The 19,147-nt window shown below is 63.6% G+C and carries 17 protein-coding genes; 5 read left to right on the forward strand and 12 right to left on the reverse strand.

What is annotated here, in order from left to right; genetic code table 11:
- Positions 1-56 precede the first annotated feature (56 nt).
- Entirely contained in the window at positions 57-2,270 is a 2,214-nt protein-coding gene (locus tag KTJ77_RS10300; protein WP_217338467.1) for an efflux RND transporter permease subunit, read from the forward strand.
- Here the strand turns inward: KTJ77_RS10300 and KTJ77_RS10305 are convergent.
- The 3 genes from KTJ77_RS10305 to KTJ77_RS10315 are packed head-to-tail and all read right to left on the reverse strand — an operon-like array spanning position 2,267 to position 4,787.
- The gene (locus tag KTJ77_RS10305; protein WP_217338468.1) at positions 2,267-3,136 is read right to left on the reverse strand and encodes a metal ABC transporter permease; all 870 of its coding nucleotides are present in this window, start codon (positions 3,134-3,136) and stop codon (positions 2,267-2,269) included. The two genes, KTJ77_RS10300 and KTJ77_RS10305, sit on opposite strands and share 4 nt — an antisense overlap.
- Positions 3,133-3,858 carry a metal ABC transporter ATP-binding protein gene (locus tag KTJ77_RS10310; RefSeq protein WP_217338469.1) on the reverse strand — a complete coding sequence of 242 codons (726 nt, stop codon included), beginning with the start codon at positions 3,856-3,858 and terminating at the stop codon, positions 3,133-3,135. The genes KTJ77_RS10305 and KTJ77_RS10310 overlap by 4 nt, the downstream gene beginning before the upstream one ends.
- Complete coding sequence (locus KTJ77_RS10315) at positions 3,855-4,787, reverse strand: metal ABC transporter substrate-binding protein (protein WP_217338470.1); 933 nt, start codon at positions 4,785-4,787, stop codon at positions 3,855-3,857. The genes KTJ77_RS10310 and KTJ77_RS10315 overlap by 4 nt, the downstream gene beginning before the upstream one ends.
- Before the next feature lie 344 nt (positions 4,788-5,131).
- On the opposite strand from KTJ77_RS10315, the gene KTJ77_RS10320 reads away from it, so the two are divergent.
- The 3 genes from KTJ77_RS10320 (at position 5,132) to KTJ77_RS10330 (ending at position 9,940) form a co-directional block, all read left to right on the forward strand.
- Positions 5,132-5,974, forward strand: a complete 843-nt coding sequence (locus tag KTJ77_RS10320) for a phospholipase (RefSeq protein WP_254367756.1) — start codon at positions 5,132-5,134, stop codon at positions 5,972-5,974.
- Positions 5,975-6,055: 81 nt separating this feature from the next.
- Positions 6,056-8,827 (forward strand): DEAD/DEAH box helicase, encoded by a 2,772-nt coding sequence (locus KTJ77_RS13720; protein WP_217338471.1) that lies wholly within the window; start codon positions 6,056-6,058, stop codon positions 8,825-8,827.
- A gap of 93 nt (positions 8,828-8,920) precedes the next feature.
- Complete coding sequence (locus tag KTJ77_RS10330; RefSeq protein ID WP_217338472.1) at positions 8,921-9,940, forward strand: zinc-dependent alcohol dehydrogenase family protein; 1,020 nt, start codon at positions 8,921-8,923, stop codon at positions 9,938-9,940.
- Between the two features lie 6 nt (positions 9,941-9,946).
- Here KTJ77_RS10330 and KTJ77_RS10335 read toward each other — a convergent pair whose 3' ends face one another.
- The 3 genes from KTJ77_RS10335 to KTJ77_RS10345 all read right to left on the reverse strand — a co-directional run bounded on the left by KTJ77_RS10335 (position 9,947) and on the right by KTJ77_RS10345 (position 11,580).
- Positions 9,947-10,456 (reverse strand): lipocalin family protein, encoded by a 510-nt coding sequence (locus KTJ77_RS10335; RefSeq protein WP_254367757.1) that lies wholly within the window; start codon positions 10,454-10,456, stop codon positions 9,947-9,949.
- Between the two features lie 87 nt (positions 10,457-10,543).
- On the reverse strand, positions 10,544-11,167 hold the full coding sequence (locus KTJ77_RS10340) for a dihydrofolate reductase family protein (protein ID WP_367948904.1): 624 nt from the start codon (positions 11,165-11,167) through the stop codon (positions 10,544-10,546).
- Entirely contained in the window at positions 11,164-11,580 is a 417-nt protein-coding gene (locus KTJ77_RS10345) for a VOC family protein (RefSeq protein WP_217338474.1), read from the reverse strand. Before KTJ77_RS10345 ends, KTJ77_RS10340 begins: the two co-directional genes overlap by 4 nt.
- Before the next feature lie 96 nt (positions 11,581-11,676).
- Here KTJ77_RS10345 and KTJ77_RS10350 point away from each other — a divergent pair, with 96 nt between their 5' ends.
- Positions 11,677-12,690: a tocopherol cyclase family protein gene (locus KTJ77_RS10350; protein ID WP_254367758.1), complete on the forward strand. Its 1,014-nt coding sequence runs from the start codon at positions 11,677-11,679 to the stop codon at positions 12,688-12,690.
- Here the strand turns inward: KTJ77_RS10350 and KTJ77_RS10355 are convergent.
- The 6 genes from KTJ77_RS10355 to KTJ77_RS10380 all read right to left on the reverse strand — a co-directional run bounded on the left by KTJ77_RS10355 (position 12,668) and on the right by KTJ77_RS10380 (position 19,034).
- A complete protein-coding gene (locus KTJ77_RS10355) occupies positions 12,668-13,819 on the reverse strand; it encodes a sorbosone dehydrogenase family protein (RefSeq protein ID WP_367948905.1) in 1,152 nt (383 codons plus the stop codon). The two genes, KTJ77_RS10350 and KTJ77_RS10355, sit on opposite strands and share 23 nt — an antisense overlap.
- 2 nt (positions 13,820-13,821) lie before the next feature.
- Positions 13,822-14,901, reverse strand: coding sequence for a DNA polymerase IV (locus tag KTJ77_RS10360; protein ID WP_217338476.1), 1,080 nt, complete (start codon positions 14,899-14,901; stop codon positions 13,822-13,824).
- Positions 14,902-14,940: 39 nt separating this feature from the next.
- A complete protein-coding gene (locus KTJ77_RS10365; protein WP_217338477.1) occupies positions 14,941-15,348 on the reverse strand; it encodes an arsenate reductase ArsC in 408 nt (135 codons plus the stop codon).
- A complete protein-coding gene (locus KTJ77_RS10370) occupies positions 15,345-16,325 on the reverse strand; it encodes a metalloregulator ArsR/SmtB family transcription factor (RefSeq protein ID WP_217338478.1) in 981 nt (326 codons plus the stop codon). The genes KTJ77_RS10365 and KTJ77_RS10370 overlap by 4 nt, the downstream gene beginning before the upstream one ends.
- A gap of 7 nt (positions 16,326-16,332) precedes the next feature.
- On the reverse strand, positions 16,333-17,382 hold the full coding sequence (gene arsB / locus KTJ77_RS10375; protein ID WP_254367782.1) for an ACR3 family arsenite efflux transporter: 1,050 nt from the start codon (positions 17,380-17,382) through the stop codon (positions 16,333-16,335).
- 131 nt (positions 17,383-17,513) lie between these two features.
- Positions 17,514-19,034 carry a cellulase family glycosylhydrolase gene (locus tag KTJ77_RS10380; protein WP_217338480.1) on the reverse strand — a complete coding sequence of 507 codons (1,521 nt, stop codon included), beginning with the start codon at positions 19,032-19,034 and terminating at the stop codon, positions 17,514-17,516.
- Positions 19,035-19,147 lie beyond the last annotated feature (113 nt).

The raw sequence follows: 19,147 nt of genomic DNA on the forward strand, positions 1-19,147 counted from the left end.
GGCTAGCAATCTGTTAGGCGAGACAATCGCGCAACTCAGGAAAGAATCGAGAGAACATGTCCAAGCCAAAGCGATGGTTGCGCATCCTCATCCCTGCATTGTTGATCCTCGCGTGGTTCACCGGCGCTGGTCTCGGTGGGCCGCTGTTCGGCAAGGTCGATGAGGTTTCCTCGAATGACTCCACCGCCTACCTCCCCGATTCGGCCGATGCCACCGCCGTACAGAAAGTGCTTGCCGACTTCAGCGGCGAGAACGCTATTCCCGCCATCGCGATCTTCACAAGCGACAGCACCCTCACCGACGCTCAGCTCGACAGCATCACCGCAGCACTTGATAAGGCGCCAACCGTGGAGGGCGTGAACGCCAACCTCTCCCCCGCAATCCCCTCAGAAGACGGCAAGGCCGCCCAGGCGTTCATCCCGATCGACGCAGACAGCGACATCGGCGACGCCGTCACCGCGCTCAGCGCACAACTCAAGACCGACGTTGCCGACGGCGTGGCCGTTGCTATCACCGGTCCAGCCGGATTCACCGCCGACCTCGTCGCGGGATTCGCCGGCATTGATGGGCTCCTGCTCGGCGTCGCGCTCCTCGCTGTTTTCGTGATTCTGATCCTTGTCTACCGCTCACTCCTGTTGCCGGTCGTCGTGCTCTCCACGAGCCTTTTCGCCCTCTGTGTCGCACTTCTCACGGTGTGGTGGCTCGCGAAATGGGGCGTGCTCCTGCTCAGCGGCCAAACCCAGGGCATCCTGTTTATCCTCGTGATCGGCGCAGCAACCGACTACTCGCTCCTGTTCGTCTCGCGCTTCCGCGAAGAACTGCGCACCACAGAAGACAAATGGCAGGCGACGCTGCGCGCCTGGAAGGGATCAGTGGAACCGATTCTCGCGTCTGGTGGCACGGTGATCGCCGGTCTGCTGTGCCTGCTGCTGAGCGATCTGAAATCCAACAGCACGCTGGGCCCCGTCGCCGCCCTCGGCATTGTGTTTGCGATGCTCGCGGCGCTCACCCTCCTGCCTTCGCTGCTCTTCACGTTCGGTCGCGCGGTGTTCTGGCCGCGCCGCCCACGCTTCGAGCCTGATGTGGTTGAGGCGGAGCACGGCATGCCGCAGAAGGGCCTGTGGGCGGGCCTTGCCCGCCTGGTGCGCAAGCGTCCACGCGCGATCTGGGTCGCCACGACGCTTGTCCTCCTCATGGGAGCTGTCGGCATCACACAGCTCAAGGCTGACGGTGTTGCGCAGTCTGAGCTCGTGCTCGGCGCTTCTGAGGCGCGCGACGGCCAAGCCGCCCTCGGCGAGCACTTCCCCGGTGGTTCCGGCAGCCCCACCTACGTTCTCACTCCCGAGGCGAAACAGCAGCAGGTCGCCGATATTCTGCTAACCCACGACGGCGTCTCGAGTGTTTCGATCTCGGCGAAGGACTCGGTCACGGGTTCCGCCACCGTCACCGCTGATGGCATCGTCGCGCAGGGCCCTCCCGGCACCGAACCGCCGGCGCCGACCGTTGTTGACGGTCACGTCCTCCTGCAGGCGACACTGACCGATGCCGCCGACTCGACAGCCGCGGCCGCAACCGTGCGCGATCTCCGCACCCAGCTCGACGGTACAGACGCCCTTGTCGGCGGCGTGACAGCGACAAGGATCGACACGGATGACGCGTCGATCCACGACCGCAACCTGATCATCCCGTTGATCCTCGTCGTGATTCTGTTGATCCTGATGGTGTTGTTGCGCGCGGTGGTCGCACCGGTGTTGCTGATCCTCACGACGGTGTTGTCGTTTGGCACTGCGATGGGTGTTTCTGCGCTGGTCTTCAACGGCATCTTTGACTTCCCCGGTGCCGATGCGGCGGTTCCGCTGTTTGGCTTCGTGTTCTTGGTCGCGCTCGGCATCGATTACAACATCTTCCTGATGACGCGTGTGCGCGAAGAATCCGTCAAACACGGCACCAGACACGGCGTGCTGCGCGGCCTTGCGATCACCGGCGGCGTAATCACGTCGGCTGGTCTTGTGCTGGCGGCAACATTCGCGGCACTGTCGGTGATTCCGATTCTGTTCCTCGTGCAGCTCGCGTTTATCGTCGCGTTCGGCGTGCTACTTGACACCTTCGTGGTGCGCACCCTTTTGGTTCCGGCGCTCACATACGACATTGGCCCCGCTATCTGGTGGCCGTCAAAGCTGGCGCGTGCCGAGCAGCCGGATGACCCGGCTGTTGACGGCGCGGAACCTGCGCCCGGTACCCGCGCCGACCTCCGACGCGCACGGCGCTAGCGCGCGGCGCGGGCGGCGTGGCGTTGGCGGGTGATGAGCCGCGGAACCACGCCCTGCGTGGGGCTGAAGAGGTAGACGATGGCAAAAATGGTGCCCTGGGTGAGCACAACCAGGGCGCCGGAAGCCGCGTCGAGGTAGTAACTGAGGGTGATACCAACCACCGCGGCGATCGCGCCGAGCAGCGGCGCGATCCACAGCATGCGGCCGAATCGATCGGTCAGGAGGTAGGCGGTCGCGCCAGGAATGATCAGCATCGCCACCACGAGCACGACACCGATCACCTGGAGCGCAACAACACTCGTCAGCGCGAGCACACCGAGCAACAGCGCCCCGAGTACGCGGGGTCGCAACCCAATCGCAAACGCGTGTGCCGGGTCGAATGCGAACAGCGTGAGGTCGCGCCGCTTAACCAGCAAGACCGCGATAGCGACGACGGCCAGGATGCCGATCTGCAGCAGGTCGGCGTCGGAAACACCCAGAATGTTGCCAAAGATGATGTGGCCGAGGTCGGTCTGGCTCGGGATAATCGACACCAGCACGAGCCCGAGCGCGAAGAGCGTCGTGAAGACGATGCCGATCGCGGCGTCCTCCTTAATACGACTCGTGTCACGAATCACGCCGATGAGCGCGACGGCCAGCAGACCGAATACCAGTGCGCCAATCGCGAATGGTGCCCCAAAAAAGTAGGCAAGCACCACGCCGGGAAGCACCGCATGTGACACCGCGTCGCCCATAAGCGACCAGCCGATCAGCACCAGCCAGCACGACAGCAGCGCACACACGACGGCGGCGAGCACCGTTGCGCCATACGCACGCAACATGAACTCGAACTGAAACGGTTCGAGCAAGAAGCCAAGCCAACTCATGCGCTTTCCTCCCAACCAAAGGCGCGCGCCAGAATCCGTGGTTCCAGCCCCTCGGCAACATCTCCGTGAAACAGCACGCGGTTGCGCAACAGCACCACGTCTTGGGCGAGATCGGGGAGCCCCGCAAGGTCGTGTGTAGACACGATGACGCCGCGCCCCTCCCCCGCAAGCTCAATCAGCACGCGGGTGATCATGGCTTCAGAGGGCTTATCGACGCCGGCGAACGGCTCGTCGAGCAGAAGAACGCGAGCATCCTGCGCGATCGCCCGAGCGACAAACGCACGCTTTTTCTGCCCACCAGACAGCCGCCCAATTTGGCGACGGGCCAAATCAGTGAGCCCGACGCGGTCAATCGCGACATCGACAGCGGCGCGGTCGGCGCGCGACGCGCGACGCAGAATGCCCTGCCTGCCGTAGCGGCCCATCATCACCACGTCGTGGACGCTGACCGGAAACGACCAGTCCACCTCTTCCGCCTGCGGAACGTAGGCAACAGCTCCCGACGCACGCGCCGCCTGTGGAGTTTCCCCATCGATGCGTACGGAACCGGTGGCCGGGTTGGTAACGCCCATAATCGTGCGAAAGAGCGTGGATTTTCCGGAACCATTCATGCCGATCAGGCCGGTGACGGTTCCGTGCTCCACCTGCAGGTCGACACCATCGAGCGCGATGGTGTCGCCGTAATGCACTGACACGTTTGTGACGTCAATGGCGAGGGTCATCGCAGGCCTCCCGCGAGCGCGTCTACAATGACGGCAACGTCATGTCGGATCAGATCGAGGTAGGTCGGCACCGGGCCATCATCAAGCGAAAGGGAGTCGACGTAGAGCGTGCCACCGAAGCGCGCATCGGTCGCTGACACCACCTGCAGCATGGGACGTTCTGACACCGTCGACTCGCAAAAGACGGCGGGGATGTCATGCGTTTCGACCGCCTCGATCACGGCAGCGAGACGTTGCGGTGTCACCTGCTGTTCCGCGTTGACTGGCCAAATGTAGATCTCGGCGAGGCCGGCGTCACGGGTCAAATAGCTAAACGCCCCCTCACATGTCACGAGCGTGCGTTGTGCGGCGGGGATCGTGGCGAGCGCGTCAATGAGCTCGGTATGCACCTGCTCAAGTTCGGCGGAGTAGGCGGCGGCGTTGCGTTCGAAATCGGCCGCATGCTCGGGGTCGAGCTGTGCGAACTCGTCAGCAAGCACGGCAGCGAAGTGCTGCACGTTGGACGGACTCATCCAGGCGTGCGGATTGGGTTTGCCCGCATAGGCATCGCTCGTGATGTCGATCGGGGTGAGTCCGTCGGTGAGGGTGACCACCGGCGCATCGAGGTCGGTGACGAACTGATCGAACCAGGCCTCGAGCCCCCATCCGTTCTCAATAATGAGGTCGGCGTCTGCGCCCTGCCTGATGTCTCCCGGCGTGGGCTCATAGCCGTGGATCTCGGCACCAACCTTGGTAATTGAACGAACGTCGATGTGTTCGCCGCCGATTTCGCTGGCAATGTCAGCCAAAACACTGAACGTGGCAATGACAACGGGGCGATCGCCTGTCTCATCACCGGGCGCTGCACACGCCGTGACAGCCCCCGCGAGCGCGCCGAGTGCGATCAGAGCACCCCATCGGCACATTCGACCCTGAACATTTTTAGGCATGCCGAAAACACTACCTTTTCGGTGTGCCTAAATCAACGTCCGGCATGCGGATTCTGTCCGCGATTACGCCGAAATAACGGAACCATAACGAATTGCTTGTGGGGTTGAAATCGGGATGCACTGTGAGCTCCGTGCACTGCCGATAAGCCCTCGCACTCATGCGTTGTCCAGGGTTTTCATCAGTTTTGCCCAGATCCGACACTCAAGGTTGCTCAGGTGTCACCCCGAATGACACATCGCGCCGCCACAAGCCTGGGCACCCGAAAGCCAGACGCTTCTCCGCATGGGCACAGCGACGCGCTCTGCCACCGAGAGTCGGTGGTTCCGACACAGAATTTCTTGTCATGCCTTTCTTCTCTCCCACCCCTCATTCCCACCGTCACGCTCCGTCAAAGCGCACCGCCAGCTTCGCTCTGGTTGGCGCTCTGGTTGCCATTGGCGTGCTTGGCGCATCAGCGCCTGCCGTTGCTGCGGCCATCGTGCCGTCCGCGACAAAGCAAATGTTGCCCGCCGAAAAGCTCGCTGACCTTCACGTCGCCATCAATACCGCCGAGGCGGCGATCGCTGATGCCGGAATGGCCAACGCTGAATTCGATGCGGCCAAAATTTCCGTTGCCACCCTCACCGTGAACTCACAAGAGCTCCGCGCCGATATTGCGAACGCGCTCACCCTGACGGGTGTGCCAGCACAGGCCCTCACCATCAAGACCGAGCAGATCACGACCGAGACCGAGCGGGTGATCGCTGCCACCGCCGCCCTCCGCGCTGACGTGGTCGCCACCCAGGAACGCATCGCAGCCGAGCAGGCCGCTGCCGCCACCGCTGCCGCAGAAGCAGCCGCAGCAGAAGAAGCGGCCGCCGCCGCGGCAGCCGCGAACACGCCAGACGGCGCCCGCGCGACAGCCGCTTCAATCGCGCTCAACGACTACGGCTGGGGAAGCGACCAGTTCTCCTGCCTGGAATCACTGTGGAACAAGGAGTCCGGCTGGAACGCCCTCGCCGAGAATCCGGATTCTGGCGCCTACGGCATTCCGCAATCACTGCCTGGCGACAAGATGGCCACGGTTGCCGATGACTGGGCAACCAATGCCACGACTCAGATCATTTGGGGCCTGCAGTACATCGATGCCGTCTATGGCTCACCCTGCGGCGCATGGGGTCACTCGCAAGCGACCGACTGGTACTAAGCAACCATTCTTGACGGCTGGTGCGCGATGAATTCCTGCGCACCGGCCGTCGCTGTCCCCGGTGCCTGAGAGAATCAACGGGTGACGGCGAATGCAACCCCCTCCTGGCGAGACCGCCTCGGTGTTGCCGTAGCGCCGGCGCGCGATGGCCACACCGACTTGGGGCTGTTGTTTCAGTTGCGCACCCTCACGCGCGCAGGTAGCCAGTGGACATCCCCCCAAGCGACGCCAGCAACCTCGGTACGTAAACGCGGCACTCAGCGTCTCGGGGTGCGGCCGGCCCTGCGCAGTAAAAGCGGAAACTGGGTCACAAGCGACATCACGTGGGGCACCCTCACATACAAGATCGAGCGGCTGGGCCTCGATGAGGCTCAGGTCTCGTGGTTCACGCAGTTTGCGGCCCTGCACCGAGCCAGCGGTTCCGGTTACCGCGCCTCGGAGAGCGATTGGCTTTACCTCGACGATTTCGCCAGCGCGTTGCTGTGGCCGCATCTCGATTCGGCCGCTGCCGCGGGCATCACACTATTGACAGGTAAGAAGGCGACTCGGGTTGACCTTGCGCCGGCTGCCCGGATCGTGGCAGAAGTGGCGCCGGACGGAACCTCGGGGTTGCGGATAGCACCGACCGTCACGATCGATGACGTGGGCGTCACACCGACGGGTGTTGTGGCCGATCACGGCATTTATGTATGTGCGTTCGACCCCGACCTGCGGGTCATGCTTGCGCCGGTACCGGGCCCCGGGCTTGATTTGGTGAGTGACGACGCCGGAACCATCCGGGTGCCAGGTGCCGATGTCGAGGAGTTCTGGGAGCAGGTCTACCCCGCGCTTACGACGCAGATCGCCGTGGCGGGGCGTGGGATTGAGCTGCCAGAAGTGCGCGAAGAGACGGTGCTCGTCGTGGAGTACCGCTCGGGCGATACGGTTCTCATGCGCTGGGAGTCGTGGGTGGGCTCGACCCACCAGCCGCTCGCTGTGGGCCCCGTCGATGTTCCGGAAAAGTTGACGGGTGCGGAGGCCGCGGCGTTCGTGGCAGAAGAGCTGCCCGTTCTTGCGGCGAGTGGCATCCGCATTCACAGCATCGGCGACAAACCTGACTACCGCGCGGCGACAGAAGCGCCGACCCTGAGGCTCACCGCCGTGCCGACGAACGACAATGACTGGCTCAGCCTCGGCTTTGTCATCATGCTGGGCGAGTACATCGTGCCGTTCGCGCGCGTGTTCGCCGCTCTCAGCCGCGGGCAGACCAAGCTGTTGCTGGTCGATAAGTCGTACCTATCGCTCAACCAGCCGATCTTTGACAGCCTGCGCGAGCTGATTCACGAGGGTGCGCAGCTTGAGGAGTGGGAGACCGGCGCGATTGTCAGCCGGTACCACGCGCACCTGTTTGAGCCGTTCGAGGATGAGTCTGACCAGCGTCCAGAAGCCGTGCTCTGGCGCTCAGCCGCCCGTGCGCTAACCAGCACGCCTGAGCCGATCGATGCGCCGCCAGGAATCATCGCCGAGCTGCGCCCCTATCAACTCGACGGATTCCGGTGGCTGGCGCACCTCGACGCGCATCGCCTCGGCGGCATCCTGGCCGATGACATGGGGCTCGGTAAGACGCTGCAGACCATCGCGTTGCTCGAGCACACGCGCGGCTCAGGGCGGCCTGCACTTGTGGTGGCACCGACGTCTGTCGTGGGCGGGTGGAATGATGAGATTCGCCGCTTCGCGCCGGGGCTGAGTGTTGCGGTGGTTGGCTCGACGAAAGATGTCATTCCCGCTGACACCGATGTTGTGATCACCTCATACGCGCTCTTTCGACTGGAGTTTGACCGCTTTGAACGGCAGCGGTGGCGCACGCTCGTGCTTGATGAGGCGCAGTACATCAAGAATCCGGCGTCACAAGTGCATGAGTGCGCGTACGCGCTGAACGCGGATGTGACGTTTGCTCTCACGGGCACGCCGATGGAAAACAGCCTGCTTGATCTCTGGGCGATTTTGCGCGTGGTTGCACCGGGACTTTACCCTTCGCGGCTGCGTTTCACCGACCGCTATATCAAGGCGCACTCGGTTGAGCGCATTGGTGAGTTGCGTTCCCGCATTCGCCCCCTCATGCTGCGCCGCACGAAGCAGAACGTGGCGCTGGAACTCCCCTCACGCACCGAGCAGGTCGTCACGATCGACCTGGGCCCCGAACACCGCCGGCTCTATAACCTGCACCTGCAACGTGAGCGGCAAAAGATTCTCGGGCTTGTCGAAGATCTCGACCGCAACCGCTTTATTGTGTTCCGTTCACTGACACTGCTGCGCATGCTCGCGTTGGATCCGACGTTGATCGGCGACGAGGGCACGAGGCCTGGCGCGACAACGAAGCTCGATGAGCTGCTGGATCGCATCGAGGATCTGGCGTCCGAGGGGCACCGCGCGCTCGTGTTCAGCCAGTTCACGTCGTATCTCGCGCTGGTGCGTGCACGACTGGAGGCCCGTGGCATCCGCTATGAGTACCTCGACGGAACCACGACAAACCGACCCGAAGTCATCTCGCGTTTTCGAGAGGGCGATGCGCCGGTGTTTCTGGTGAGCCTGCGCGCAGGCGGAGTCGGTCTCACCCTGACCGAAGCCGACTCCGTGTTCTTGCTTGATCCGTGGTGGAACCCCGCGACCGAAGCGCAGGCAATCGACCGCACCCATCGCATCGGACAGACGAAACCCGTCATGGTTTATCGCCTTGTTGCTCGTGACACGATCGAGGAGAAGGTGGTCGCGCTCGGTGAATCCAAGCGCGCGCTGTTCACCGAGGTGATCGATGGTGGCGACCTGTTTGCCGGCGCCTTAACGGCAGACGACGTGCGCGGGTTGTTGGCTTAATTTTCCGATGACGGCCCACACAGTGCGCGGTTGCGCCAAACTAGTTACGCCGCTCTGGAGTGGCACGGTCGTTGGCTCGAGTGAAGGAGAATCATGCGCGGAGTAGTCATGCACGCCCCCGGAGATGTACGCGTCGAGGAACGCCCAGACCCGCAGCTTGAGTTGCCGACAGACGCCATCATTCGTGTCACTGCCACCTGCATTTGTGGTTCCGACCTCTGGCCCTATCGCGGCCACGACCGCGTCAACCACAAGAAGATGGGTCACGAATACATCGGTGTCGTGACGGAAATTGGTGACGACGTTTCGTCGCTCGCCGTTGGCGACTACGTCGTGGGCTCGTTCATGACGAGCGACAACACATGTGAGATTTGCCAGGCCGGTTTTCAGTCACGGTGCGTGCACACCACCGGAATGGGCTCGATTGGCACGCAGGCCGAGTTCGCCAGGATTCCGCTCGCCGATGGCACCCTCGTGAAGATGCCGGGTGAGCCTCAGGCAGATCTGATTCCGTCGTTGCTTGCTGCGTCTGACGTGCTCGGAACGGGATGGTTTGCGGCGGTTGCCGCGGAAGCAGGCCCCGGCAAGACGGTGGCCGTTGTGGGCGATGGCGCCGTGGGGTTGCTCGGCATTTTGGCCGCGAAGCAACTCGGCGCTGAGCGCATCATCGCCATGAGCAGGCACGCCGACCGCCAGGCGTTGGCCCGCGAATTCGGTGCGACCGACATCGTTACTGAGCGCGGCGATGAGGGCGTTGCCCGCATTAAGGAGCTCACCGGTGGCTACGGCGCGCACAGCGTGGTCGAAGCCGTCGGAACCCAGGAGTCCATGCAGCAGGCGATTCGTGCGTGCCGTTCTGGCGGCCACGTTGGCTTTGTCGGTGTTTCGCACGGTGTCTCGCTGGACGGTGCCGAACTGTTTGGCAAGACCGTTCATCTTCTCGGTGGGCCAGCGCCTGTACGCCGGTTCTTGCCTGATTTGATCCAGTTGATCTGGGATCGCGAGATCAACCCGGGTGCGGTGTTTGACATGACGTTGCCGTTGGAAGAAGCGGCCGAAGGCTACCGCGCCATGGACGAGCGCCGTGCGATCAAAGTGCTGCTGACCCTGTAATGCACCTCAGGCTGCCGCGAGGTCGGCCTCACTGACCCGCCGCCCATCGTGGTGCGGGCGAATAAGCGCATCGAGATCGAAGCCCAACTCGCTGGCGTACTCCAGAAACTCCTTCTCCTTTGCCTTATCGATGACTGTGGTGCGGGCGAGTAGCCACAGGTATTTGTGGTCGGGAGTGCCGACCAGCGCATGCTGGTAGTTGTCGTCGATCTTCAGTACCCAGTAGTCGCCTTCGGTGAAGGGAATCCACCGCAACAGTTCGGGCAGAAACGAGACGCGCAGTTGGGCTGGCTCGCCATCGACCGGCTTCGCGCGCCCCAGCGACTGCACGGGCTTGCCGTCGGCATCGAAGCAACGGTTATCGACCGTGATCGTGCGGTCATCGTTCATTGAGTACGACGCGGTGACGCACGACGCGCCTTCGTCTTCCCAGCGGAGCGGGAGCCGGGCAATCTCAAACCACAGCCCAAGGTAGCGGTTGAGGTCAAGCTCCGGCAGCGATCGCACGTCAGTCATGTCGTTCTCCATTCACGAATGTTGTGTGTCACGCTATGGCTCATTCGCCCGGGCGCCAACGGGGTTGACGTGAGGGCCTGCGACCGACTAATCGTCGAATGTGCCGCCATGCACCTCGCCTTCTCCGGGCGCGTATCGCAGCGTCACGATGCCGCGCGGCGATGTTGTTGCAGCGGCGACGAGGCGCAGATTCTTCGGCCGGGTGCCCGCACCGAAAACGCGCTTGCCCTCGCCGAGCACGACCGGATACACCCAGAGCTTGAGTTCATCAAAGAGGTCGTGTGCGAGCAGCGTGCGCACCACCTCGCCGCTACCGATCACGTGAATGTTGCGGTGTCGGTCGCGTAGCGCGTCTAGGCCCGCCGGCTCACCGTCGAGCACCGCGGTTCCGGCCCACGGCGTCGTCAACTCGCCATGCGTCACAACGTACTTGGGCACCCGGTTGAAGAGTTCACCGATCGGGTTGTCGCCGTGGTGTGGCCAGTAGGCGGCCCAAATGTCGTATGTCTTGCGACCGAGGAGTAGTGCATCGAGGCCCTGCATTCCTGCCCAGATTTCTTTGCCAATCACGTCATCGTCAAGTGGCACCTGCCAGCCGCCGAACCGAAACCCGCCCTCGGGGTCTTCATCGACACCGCCAGGTGCCTGCATAACGCCGTCGAGCGTCGTGAACAGGTCGATCAGAATGCGACCGCGTTCGGCGGCGGTCACGCCGAACCTTCGCGGGCCGTCTTCGCCGCCGCGCGCTCTTCATCAGAACGCCCCACACAGATCTGCGTGCCATCGACGTCTTCGACGGTGAACCAGCCAGCCCCATCGGCGGTGCGCGCATCAACGACAAGCGTCATGCCACGCGCCAGGAGGTTTTCCAACTCTTGCTCACGAGTGTTTCCTGAGGCCACCGCGTCCAGGTGGATGCGCGGCACAAATGTGTCGCCCACCTCACCGTTGTCTAGCGGCTGAAAGGCGAAGTAAACCTTGGTTCCGGGGATGCGATAGGTGATGAAATCGTTTGCCGACGTGATATCGCCCTCAGGTTCAAGCCCGAGAATCTCCGCCCAGCGGGCGCCGCTCGCCGCATGGTCACGGCACGTGATGTTGATCGCTTCTAATCGTGCAGACATGATGCTCCTTTGCGTCGGATGCGACGATACTCCGGCCCACCGACATGGCAACCCGCTCCCCTATCCTTTCCCGCGCATCCCCCGTACCGTGGGGGCATGCGGTCGCCGATGCAGTACATCCGTGGGGTGCGCCATCCCGAGGGCTACCACGGGCGTGGGCGCACGAAAGCGTACTTCGAGGGCTGGTACATCAAGCTGGTTTCCGCCGACCTCTCGCAGCGGTGGGCCCTGATTCCTGGCATTTTCCGCGGCGACAGCAGTGCTGGTTCCGTCGACGAAGCCTTCATCCAGGTGCTCGATGGCGTCACCGGGCGCTCGTGGTATTGCCCATTTGCACCCGACGAGTTTGAGGCCGACGAGAACCGGCTCGCTGTGACCATCGGCGGCAACCGCTTCGACCAGAGTGGCGTGATGCTCGACCTGCCGGTGATCAGCGGATCACTCTGGTATTCGACGCCGATCGACCCGTACCCGGTGACGCTCCGACGCCCCGGAATCATGGGCTGGTACGGGTATCTCCCGTTCATGGAGTGCTTCCACGGCATCGTGTCATTCGGCCACGAACTCGCAGGCACTCTCGTGATCGAAGACCGGCTCACGGAGTTCACCGGCGGGCGCGGATACATCGAAAAAGACTGGGGAACCGCTTTTCCGGAAAGCTACGTATGGCTTGCCAGCAACCACCTCACCGACGACAGCGGTGCCGAGATCGCCGGCTCGCTCGTCGCGTCGTGCGCGATCATTCCGGGAGTGGGGCGCACTTTCCGTGGGTCCATCGTCGCGCTCAAGTACCCCGACCGGCTCAGCACGTGGGCCACGTGGAACGGCTCACGCGACGACGAGCTCACGATCGATGACTCGCATGTGCTCTGGCGCATGCACGGCCCGGACGGAACCCTGAGCTTGCGTGCCGAGCGCACCCGCGGTGGGTTATTGCATGCGCCGCTGCGCTCCGCGATGCACAGGCGCGTGGAAGAAACCCTCGATGCGCGCATCGAGTTTTCGCACGTCGGAAAAGGCGGAACCACGATTGCTGCAGGTACCGGAGAGTGTGCAGGTATGGAGGTGTTTGGCGACACCGCCCGCCTTACGACGATGCGTCAGCGGTGAGCGCGACACGCACAATGCGGTCGTCGCCCTCCTGCGGATCGCCACGACCATCGGTGTTGTTGGTGAGAATCCACAGCGAACCATCCGGCGCGATTTGAACATCGCGGAGGCGCCCGTAGACGCCCGCATAGTGCTCGGTCGCTTGGCTCGGGTCGCTGACCGGAACCTCCCGCAACACCCGGCCCCGCAAATTCGCGATGTAGATGGTTCCGCCCACCACCGCCACGCCACTCGGACTCGCCACATCGGTGGTCCACGCCTGCACGGGGTCGATGAAGCCGGCGGCACCGCTGACGCCCTCGTGCTCGGGCCACCCGTAGTTGCCGCCGGGTGTGATGATGTTGAGCTCATCCCACGTGTCTTGGCCAAACTCGCTGGCATACATGGTGCCGTCCGCCGCCCACCCCAGCCCCTGCACATTGCGGTGCCCGAGACTGTACACCGGGCTCGGTGCAAACGGATTGTCTGCGGGAATCGCGCCATCGGTGCTGACGCGCAGAATCTTGCCGCCGAGAGACGCGAGGTCTTGCGAAGTGCTGGTTTGTGAGCCGTCGCCGGTCGCGATGTACAGGTATCCGTCGGGGCCGAGTGCGATGCGCCCGCCGTTGTGATTTCGAGCCGATGGTATGCCGTCGATAATCGTCATCGGGTTGGCCAGCGCCAGCGTTCCCGGTTCGCCCGTGATGTCGAATCGCTGCACGCGGTTGCCGTTCTGGCCGGTGGAATACACAAACAGGTGCGCTTCATTGACGGCGAGGCCGAGGACTCCTCCTTCGCCGCCGTGCACGATGCCCTCGATCGTCGCGACCTCTCGCATGGTTCCGTCTGCCGACACGGCGGTGATGGTTCCGGCGTCTCGCTCTGACACGAGTGCCGTGTCATCGACGAACACGATGTCCCATGGGGCATCGAGGCCGGTGGCCACGGTCGTCACCTCCCCCGCGGGGTGGAGCGGAACCATCGGATCGGGTGTTGCTTCTGACGCTGGGGTTGGTGATGCTGACGCTGTCGTTGACGGAACCACGGTGCTGGCGGGCGGGAGCGCTGACGGATGTGGGGTCTGCGGGGCGCATCCGGTGACCACAACCAGCGCGGCAAGCGCGAGGGGTGCGGCCTGCCGAAGGCGCACCGCTACCACCCGCCCCGTGTCGGGGTATGACTGTCGCGGGCGCCATCAGGCATGACCATTTCGAGGTGCAGGCCCAGCAGTCGGATGGTGCGGTCCGGCTCAACGCGCTGGGTGCTGAGCGCCTCAATCTCGCGCCAGACCTCATCGCGGTCACCCGTCTGGGCGATCTTGTGTCGATAGGTTTTTGTCGTGAACGGCGCGTACCGCACTTTGAGGGTCACGCCGATAACGTCACGCCCTTCGGCGAGGATGTCGGGCCAGACCTGATCAAAGAGGTCGCGGAACGCCGCGGTTGCGTCGGCGGACGGGATGTCGGTTTGGAAGGTTGTCTCTCGACTGTGTCCGCGGGCCACCCACGGGGTGTCATCGACGACACGTGTTCCTTCTCCGCGCCCGAGTTCTGAGTACCACGGCCCCATCTTCGGGCCGAACTCCGCCGCGAGCGCGGCCGGGTCAACGGCAGCGAGCTCGCGCACGGTGGTGATGCCGAGGTCGCCCAGGCGCTTCGAGATTTTCGGGCCGATGCCCCAGAGCTCTTTTGTGGGCCGCTCCCCCATCACGTCGAGCCAGTTTTCGACGGTCAGTCGGAAGATGCCCTGGGGTTTTCCGAGGTCGGTGGCGTTCTTGGCACGTAGCAGGGTGTCGCCGATGCCGACGCTGCAGTGCAGGTGGGTGTTCTCCAGCACCGCCTGTTGGATCGCGCGAGCATCTTCTTCCGGGTCTGCGGTGGTGATGCCGACGAAGGCTTCGTCCCAGCCGACGACCTGCACGATCGCGCCGGGGTGCGCGCGGACCGTGGCGAAGACATCGTTCGAAGCCGCAAGGTAGTGGTCTTTATCGACAGGCAGGAACACGGCGTCTGGAATCTTGCGGGCGGCAATGCGCAGCGGCATACCGGAGGTGACGCCCAGCGTGCGGGCTTCGTACGTTGCCGTCGAGACAACGGCCCGTTCGGTGGGATCCCCGCGACCGCCCACGATGATCGGCCGCCCGGCGAGTTCTGGGCGGCGCAAGATCTCAACGGCCGCGATGAACTGGTCGAGATCGACGTGCAGTACCCACGGCTGTGCGGTTGGGCTCACCCTGTCATTGTGCAGTGTCTTGGGGCTCGGCGAAAGGTGTCAAGCCGTCGGCGAGAGACTCCGAATCAACTCTTCGACGCGGCCCAGGATGTCATCACGGATGATGCGCACCGCCGCAATGCCCTGACCAGCCGGGTCATCGAGCTTCCAATCTTCGTAGCGTTTGCCTGGGAAGAATGGGCAGGCGTCTCCGCAGCCCATCGTGATGACCACGTCAGACTCCTGGACGGATTCGGTGGTGAGTACCTTGGGCTGCTCGGCGGTGATGTCGATGCCGACTTCGGCCATCGCGGCCACCGCCGTCGGATTGATGTGCTCGGCGGGCATGGAACCGGCAGAGCGCACGGCAATGCCGTCCCCGGCGAGGTGGCGGAGAAAGCCCGCCGCCATTTGGGAGCGGCCCGCGTTGTGAACGCAGACAAACAGAACGGTGGGTTTCGCGGTCATGGTTGTTCTCCGTTGGTGAGGCGAGCAATAAGGTGGTCAACCCGCTCGGCAATGTCATCGCGGATCGCGGCAGTGCCTTCGTCCGACGCCAATGCGGGGTCTCCGACAGGCCAGTCTTCGTAGTGCACCCCGGGAAGGATCGGGCAGACGTCTCCGCACCCCATCGTGATCACCACATCAGCAGCACGAACGGCATCATCGGTGAGTGGTTTGGGGAAAACGACGGTACCTGGGGAAATCTCGTCGAGGAGCGCACGCACGTGCGGGTGAATTGCCGCGCCAGGGGCTGACCCCGCAGATCGGGCGATGATCGCGCCCCCGGCACGCTCGTTGATCAAGGCTGCCGCCAGTTGTGAGCGGCCCGCATTGGCCACGCACACGAAGAGCACGTGAGGAACCCGCGGCGTGCGAGTTCGTGCGCTTCCATGAGCGATATCGGCAAGGCGTTGTGCCGCAAATACCGCTGCGGCATTCAGCGCTGCCTCGGTGTTTTCCGAATGGGCGAGCATGCTGGCGTAGGATTCCCGAACCACGTGCGCAACCAGGTCTCCGGAGTGGGTGGGGTGGGCGAGCATCAGCCGTTGCGCGAGATCTGTGAGCCGATCGTCCACGTCGGTGAGCGGCGGCGCCGCGATCTCGGCGCGCGTGAGAATGGACGGCGAGAATGACCCCAAGAGTGCGGTTACAGCGCCATGCAGCGCCGGCGTAATTCGGTAATAGACCCAGGTGCCGCGCCGTTCAGACTGGAGCACACCCGCCTCACGCATGACCCGCAAATGGTGTGAGATGGTCGGCTGAGATACGTCTGCGAGCGCCTCCAGATCGCATACGCAGGCTTCGCCACGCGCGTCGGTCGCGATTGCTGACAGCATCCGCAGGCGGAGCGGATCAGCCAGCGACTTCAGCACTCCTGCGAGCGCCGCGGCAGCTGGTTCCGCCATCGCATGGCTGGTCGTGGGGGCACACTCGGGGTTCATGGGTTCATCATTCCGGATTTGCCTGCGGGCTGGGCATCTGGTGGAACCAGCGGCGTGCGATCCACAGCGACACATAGACGAGGCCGACGAGAACGGGCACCTCGATGAGGGGCCCAACAACGCCCGCGAGTGCTTGGCCCGAGGCGGCTCCAAAGGTGGCGATCGCAACGGCGATAGCCAACTCAAAGTTGTTGCCAGCGGCGGTGAAGGCGAGGGTCGCTGAGCGTTCGTACCCGAGGCCGAGCGCACGGCCGGTGATGATGCCAACGAACCACATGACGCCGAAGTAGATGAGAAGCGGAACCGCGATGCGCGCCACGTCTGCGGGATGCGCAAGCACCTGGTCGCCTTGCAATGCGAACAGCAGCACGATGGTGAACAGGAGTCCGCCGAGCGCGAAGGGGCTGATGACCGGGAGGAAGCGGGATTCGTACCACTCTCGGCCCTTCGCTTTTTCGCCGATTAGTCGTGAGGCAAAACCGGCGACGAGGGGAATGCCGAGGAAAATCACGACGTTCAGCGCGATCTGCCACACCGAGATCTCGAGCGCCTGGGTCTGAAGACCCAACCACTGCGGGAGCACACTGAGATAGAACCAGCCGAGAAACGCGAAGGCGACCACTTGAAAAACCGAGTTGATCGCGACCAGTACGGCTGCCGCTTCGCGGTCGCCACACGCGAGATCGTTCCAGATCACGACCATGGCGATGCAGCGCGCAAGGCCCACGATGATGAGCCCGGTGCGGTAGTCGGGCAGGTCTGGGAGAAAGATCCACGCGAGGGCGAACATCAGTGCGGGGCCCACGAGCCAGTTCAGCACGAGGGAGGAGATGAGCAGCTTCTTGTCGCCCGTGACCGCAGCAACCTTGTCGTACCGCACCTTGGCGAGCACGGGATACATCATGATCAGCAGGCCGAGCGCGATCGGCAGGCTGATTCCGCCGACCTCCATTCCACCGAGAATGTCTGCGACAGCCGGCACGAATTGGCCGAGTGCGAGTCCGCCGAGCATGGCAAGGCCGATCCACACCGGAAGCCAACGATCCAGCACCGACATGCGAGGCGGTGTGCTGGCGGTTGCGGCGGCGGCGTTCACGCGGGGCGCGGTGGTGTTGCCGCTGGACTTCGTCATACCTCTATATTGAAGAATTTTAATATAGAGCGCAAACCGTCCTGACCCCCACCGCATCAGAGGGTGCTCAGTGTGTACTGCCCCGTCGCGCAGCCGGTGATGATCCAGCCGCCATCAACCTTCTCCGTGGCCAACTGTGTGATGCCACTCACGTCGGGTACCGGCTTGTCGGCGCCCGGAACCCAGACCGCAAGATCACACGACTCCTGCCGTGTGGTTCCACTCACCGTGAGCGTCGCGCCGTCGCCCTGTAGCGAGGTCAGTGTGCCTGGCGCGACCTGTGGGTAGGCGCGGCTCAGAATCTCGAGGATCTCCGCCTTGGTTCCGCCATCTGTGCCGTTGATGCAGTCTTCGATCATCAGGCCATCGCCGATATCTTGGATGCCGTTTTGCGGGTCGCCGCACGCTTGCTTCCACACCCAGTACGCACTGCCCAGCATGTGCTTGTCTTCGGCGATCGCGTAGCGCTGCATGCGTTCGACGGCGTCTTCACCCCAGTAGCCGTACTCGCCAGACCACAGCGGGGCGGCATAGCCGGCGGCACCCGCGAGCGCGAGGTCGAACTGCCGCTCGGTGCTGACGATGGTGACCGGCGCCGTTTCGCCAAAGCCGGGTTCGTTCAAGAGGTCGAAGCCTGCGACCATCGGGTTGTCTTTGAACTCGGCGGCAAGCTTTCCCCACGTCTCCGCCAGCGCCGAACGAATCTCGTCGGTGTTGAAGTAGAAGTGTTGAAAGGCGCGGTCGCCTGCGGGCGAAATGTCTCGACCGGTGAACTGGCAGCGCGGCGCACCGTCGGTGATCGTGGCCCATGTGGGGGCTCCGTCGAATCCCCACATCGGCTCGGTTCCGGGGCGACAGAAGGTGCCGGGCGCAGTGCCTTCATTCCACCATCCGTCTTGGTGCATGTCGAGCACGGTATAGATGCCGTGCTTGGCGGCCTGGTCGACGGCGTCGTGAATCGTGGCGAGGTATGTGGGGTCGAGTTGGCCGCGCACGGGTTCGACGGCTGACCATGACAATCCGAGTCGCATAACGGTGAAGCCGTATGTTGCCATCTGCTCGAAGTCTGCTTCGGCGAGGGGCCGAGTGACGGGCAGATTGATGTCGTAGTGGTAGAAGTCGACGAGCTGGTTGACGTTACTCCGCGCAGGAGCACCTCGTTGGTTCCGGATGTGATGCGGCCGTTGTCGGCGCGGAGGAAGCCAGCCGGAACCTCGGTGCCGGACGCATGTGCTGGTTCCGTTGCGGGCGGCAATCCATCCTCCCCAGATGCCTGTCACGTGTGGGCGCACCGCGCGCAGTGTCAGGAGTGTTGCACCGAAGAGGAGAACGACGGTGATGGCGACGGAGAGAACACCGCTGTCGGGGCGTGCGGTGGGGAGAGCATTGGCGTAGGCGGGGCCGCTCCACCACAGTCCGGAGAGCAGCGGCGTGACGGCGGCGAAGAGTGCGGCCGGAATCCACGGCCAGTCTCGGCGCGTCGGCGCGCTTTCGGTAGACGAGCGATGGTTCCGCTCGTCTGGCGCCTTGCCCAGCACCGAGATAACAGCGACGAGGGGTCGGCGATTGCTGCTCATGACACTCCGATGTGTTGAGATGGTGCCTCCCACCGAGTCAGAGCGCGTGAAGCACGGTCAATACCGAACGGTGATTACCTTTCAAAGCACGGCCCACGGTGCACAGATCTCGG

Source organism: Microbacterium sp. NC79 (assembly GCF_019061125.1).
Classification (GTDB): Bacteria; Actinomycetota; Actinomycetes; order Actinomycetales; family Microbacteriaceae; genus Microbacterium.

Excerpts from the sequence above, each read along its gene's own strand:
- arsB (WP_254367782.1), bottom strand. The coding sequence starts at position 17,382 with ATGTCGGTGCTGGATCGTTGGCTTCCGGTGTGGATCGGCCTTGCCATG.
- KTJ77_RS10380 (WP_217338480.1), bottom strand. The coding sequence starts at position 19,034 with ATGAGCAGCAATCGCCGACCCCTCGTCGCTGTTATCTCGGTGCTGGGC.
- KTJ77_RS10335 (WP_254367757.1), bottom strand. The coding sequence starts at position 10,456 with ATGACTGACGTGCGATCGCTGCCGGAGCTTGACCTCAACCGCTACCTT.
- KTJ77_RS10300 (WP_217338467.1), top strand. The coding sequence starts at position 57 with ATGTCCAAGCCAAAGCGATGGTTGCGCATCCTCATCCCTGCATTGTTG.
- KTJ77_RS10370 (WP_217338478.1), bottom strand. The coding sequence starts at position 16,325 with ATGAACCCCGAGTGTGCCCCCACGACCAGCCATGCGATGGCGGAACCA.
- KTJ77_RS10310 (WP_217338469.1), bottom strand. The coding sequence starts at position 3,858 with ATGACCCTCGCCATTGACGTCACAAACGTGTCAGTGCATTACGGCGAC.
- KTJ77_RS10350 (WP_254367758.1), top strand. The coding sequence starts at position 11,677 with ATGCGGTCGCCGATGCAGTACATCCGTGGGGTGCGCCATCCCGAGGGC.
- KTJ77_RS10345 (WP_217338474.1), bottom strand. The coding sequence starts at position 11,580 with ATGTCTGCACGATTAGAAGCGATCAACATCACGTGCCGTGACCATGCG.
- KTJ77_RS10320 (WP_254367756.1), top strand. The coding sequence starts at position 5,132 with ATGCCTTTCTTCTCTCCCACCCCTCATTCCCACCGTCACGCTCCGTCA.
- KTJ77_RS10315 (WP_217338470.1), bottom strand. The coding sequence starts at position 4,787 with ATGCCTAAAAATGTTCAGGGTCGAATGTGCCGATGGGGTGCTCTGATC.
- KTJ77_RS10330 (WP_217338472.1), top strand. The coding sequence starts at position 8,921 with ATGCGCGGAGTAGTCATGCACGCCCCCGGAGATGTACGCGTCGAGGAA.
- KTJ77_RS10365 (WP_217338477.1), bottom strand. The coding sequence starts at position 15,348 with ATGACCGCGAAACCCACCGTTCTGTTTGTCTGCGTTCACAACGCGGGC.
- KTJ77_RS10305 (WP_217338468.1), bottom strand. The coding sequence starts at position 3,136 with ATGAGTTGGCTTGGCTTCTTGCTCGAACCGTTTCAGTTCGAGTTCATG.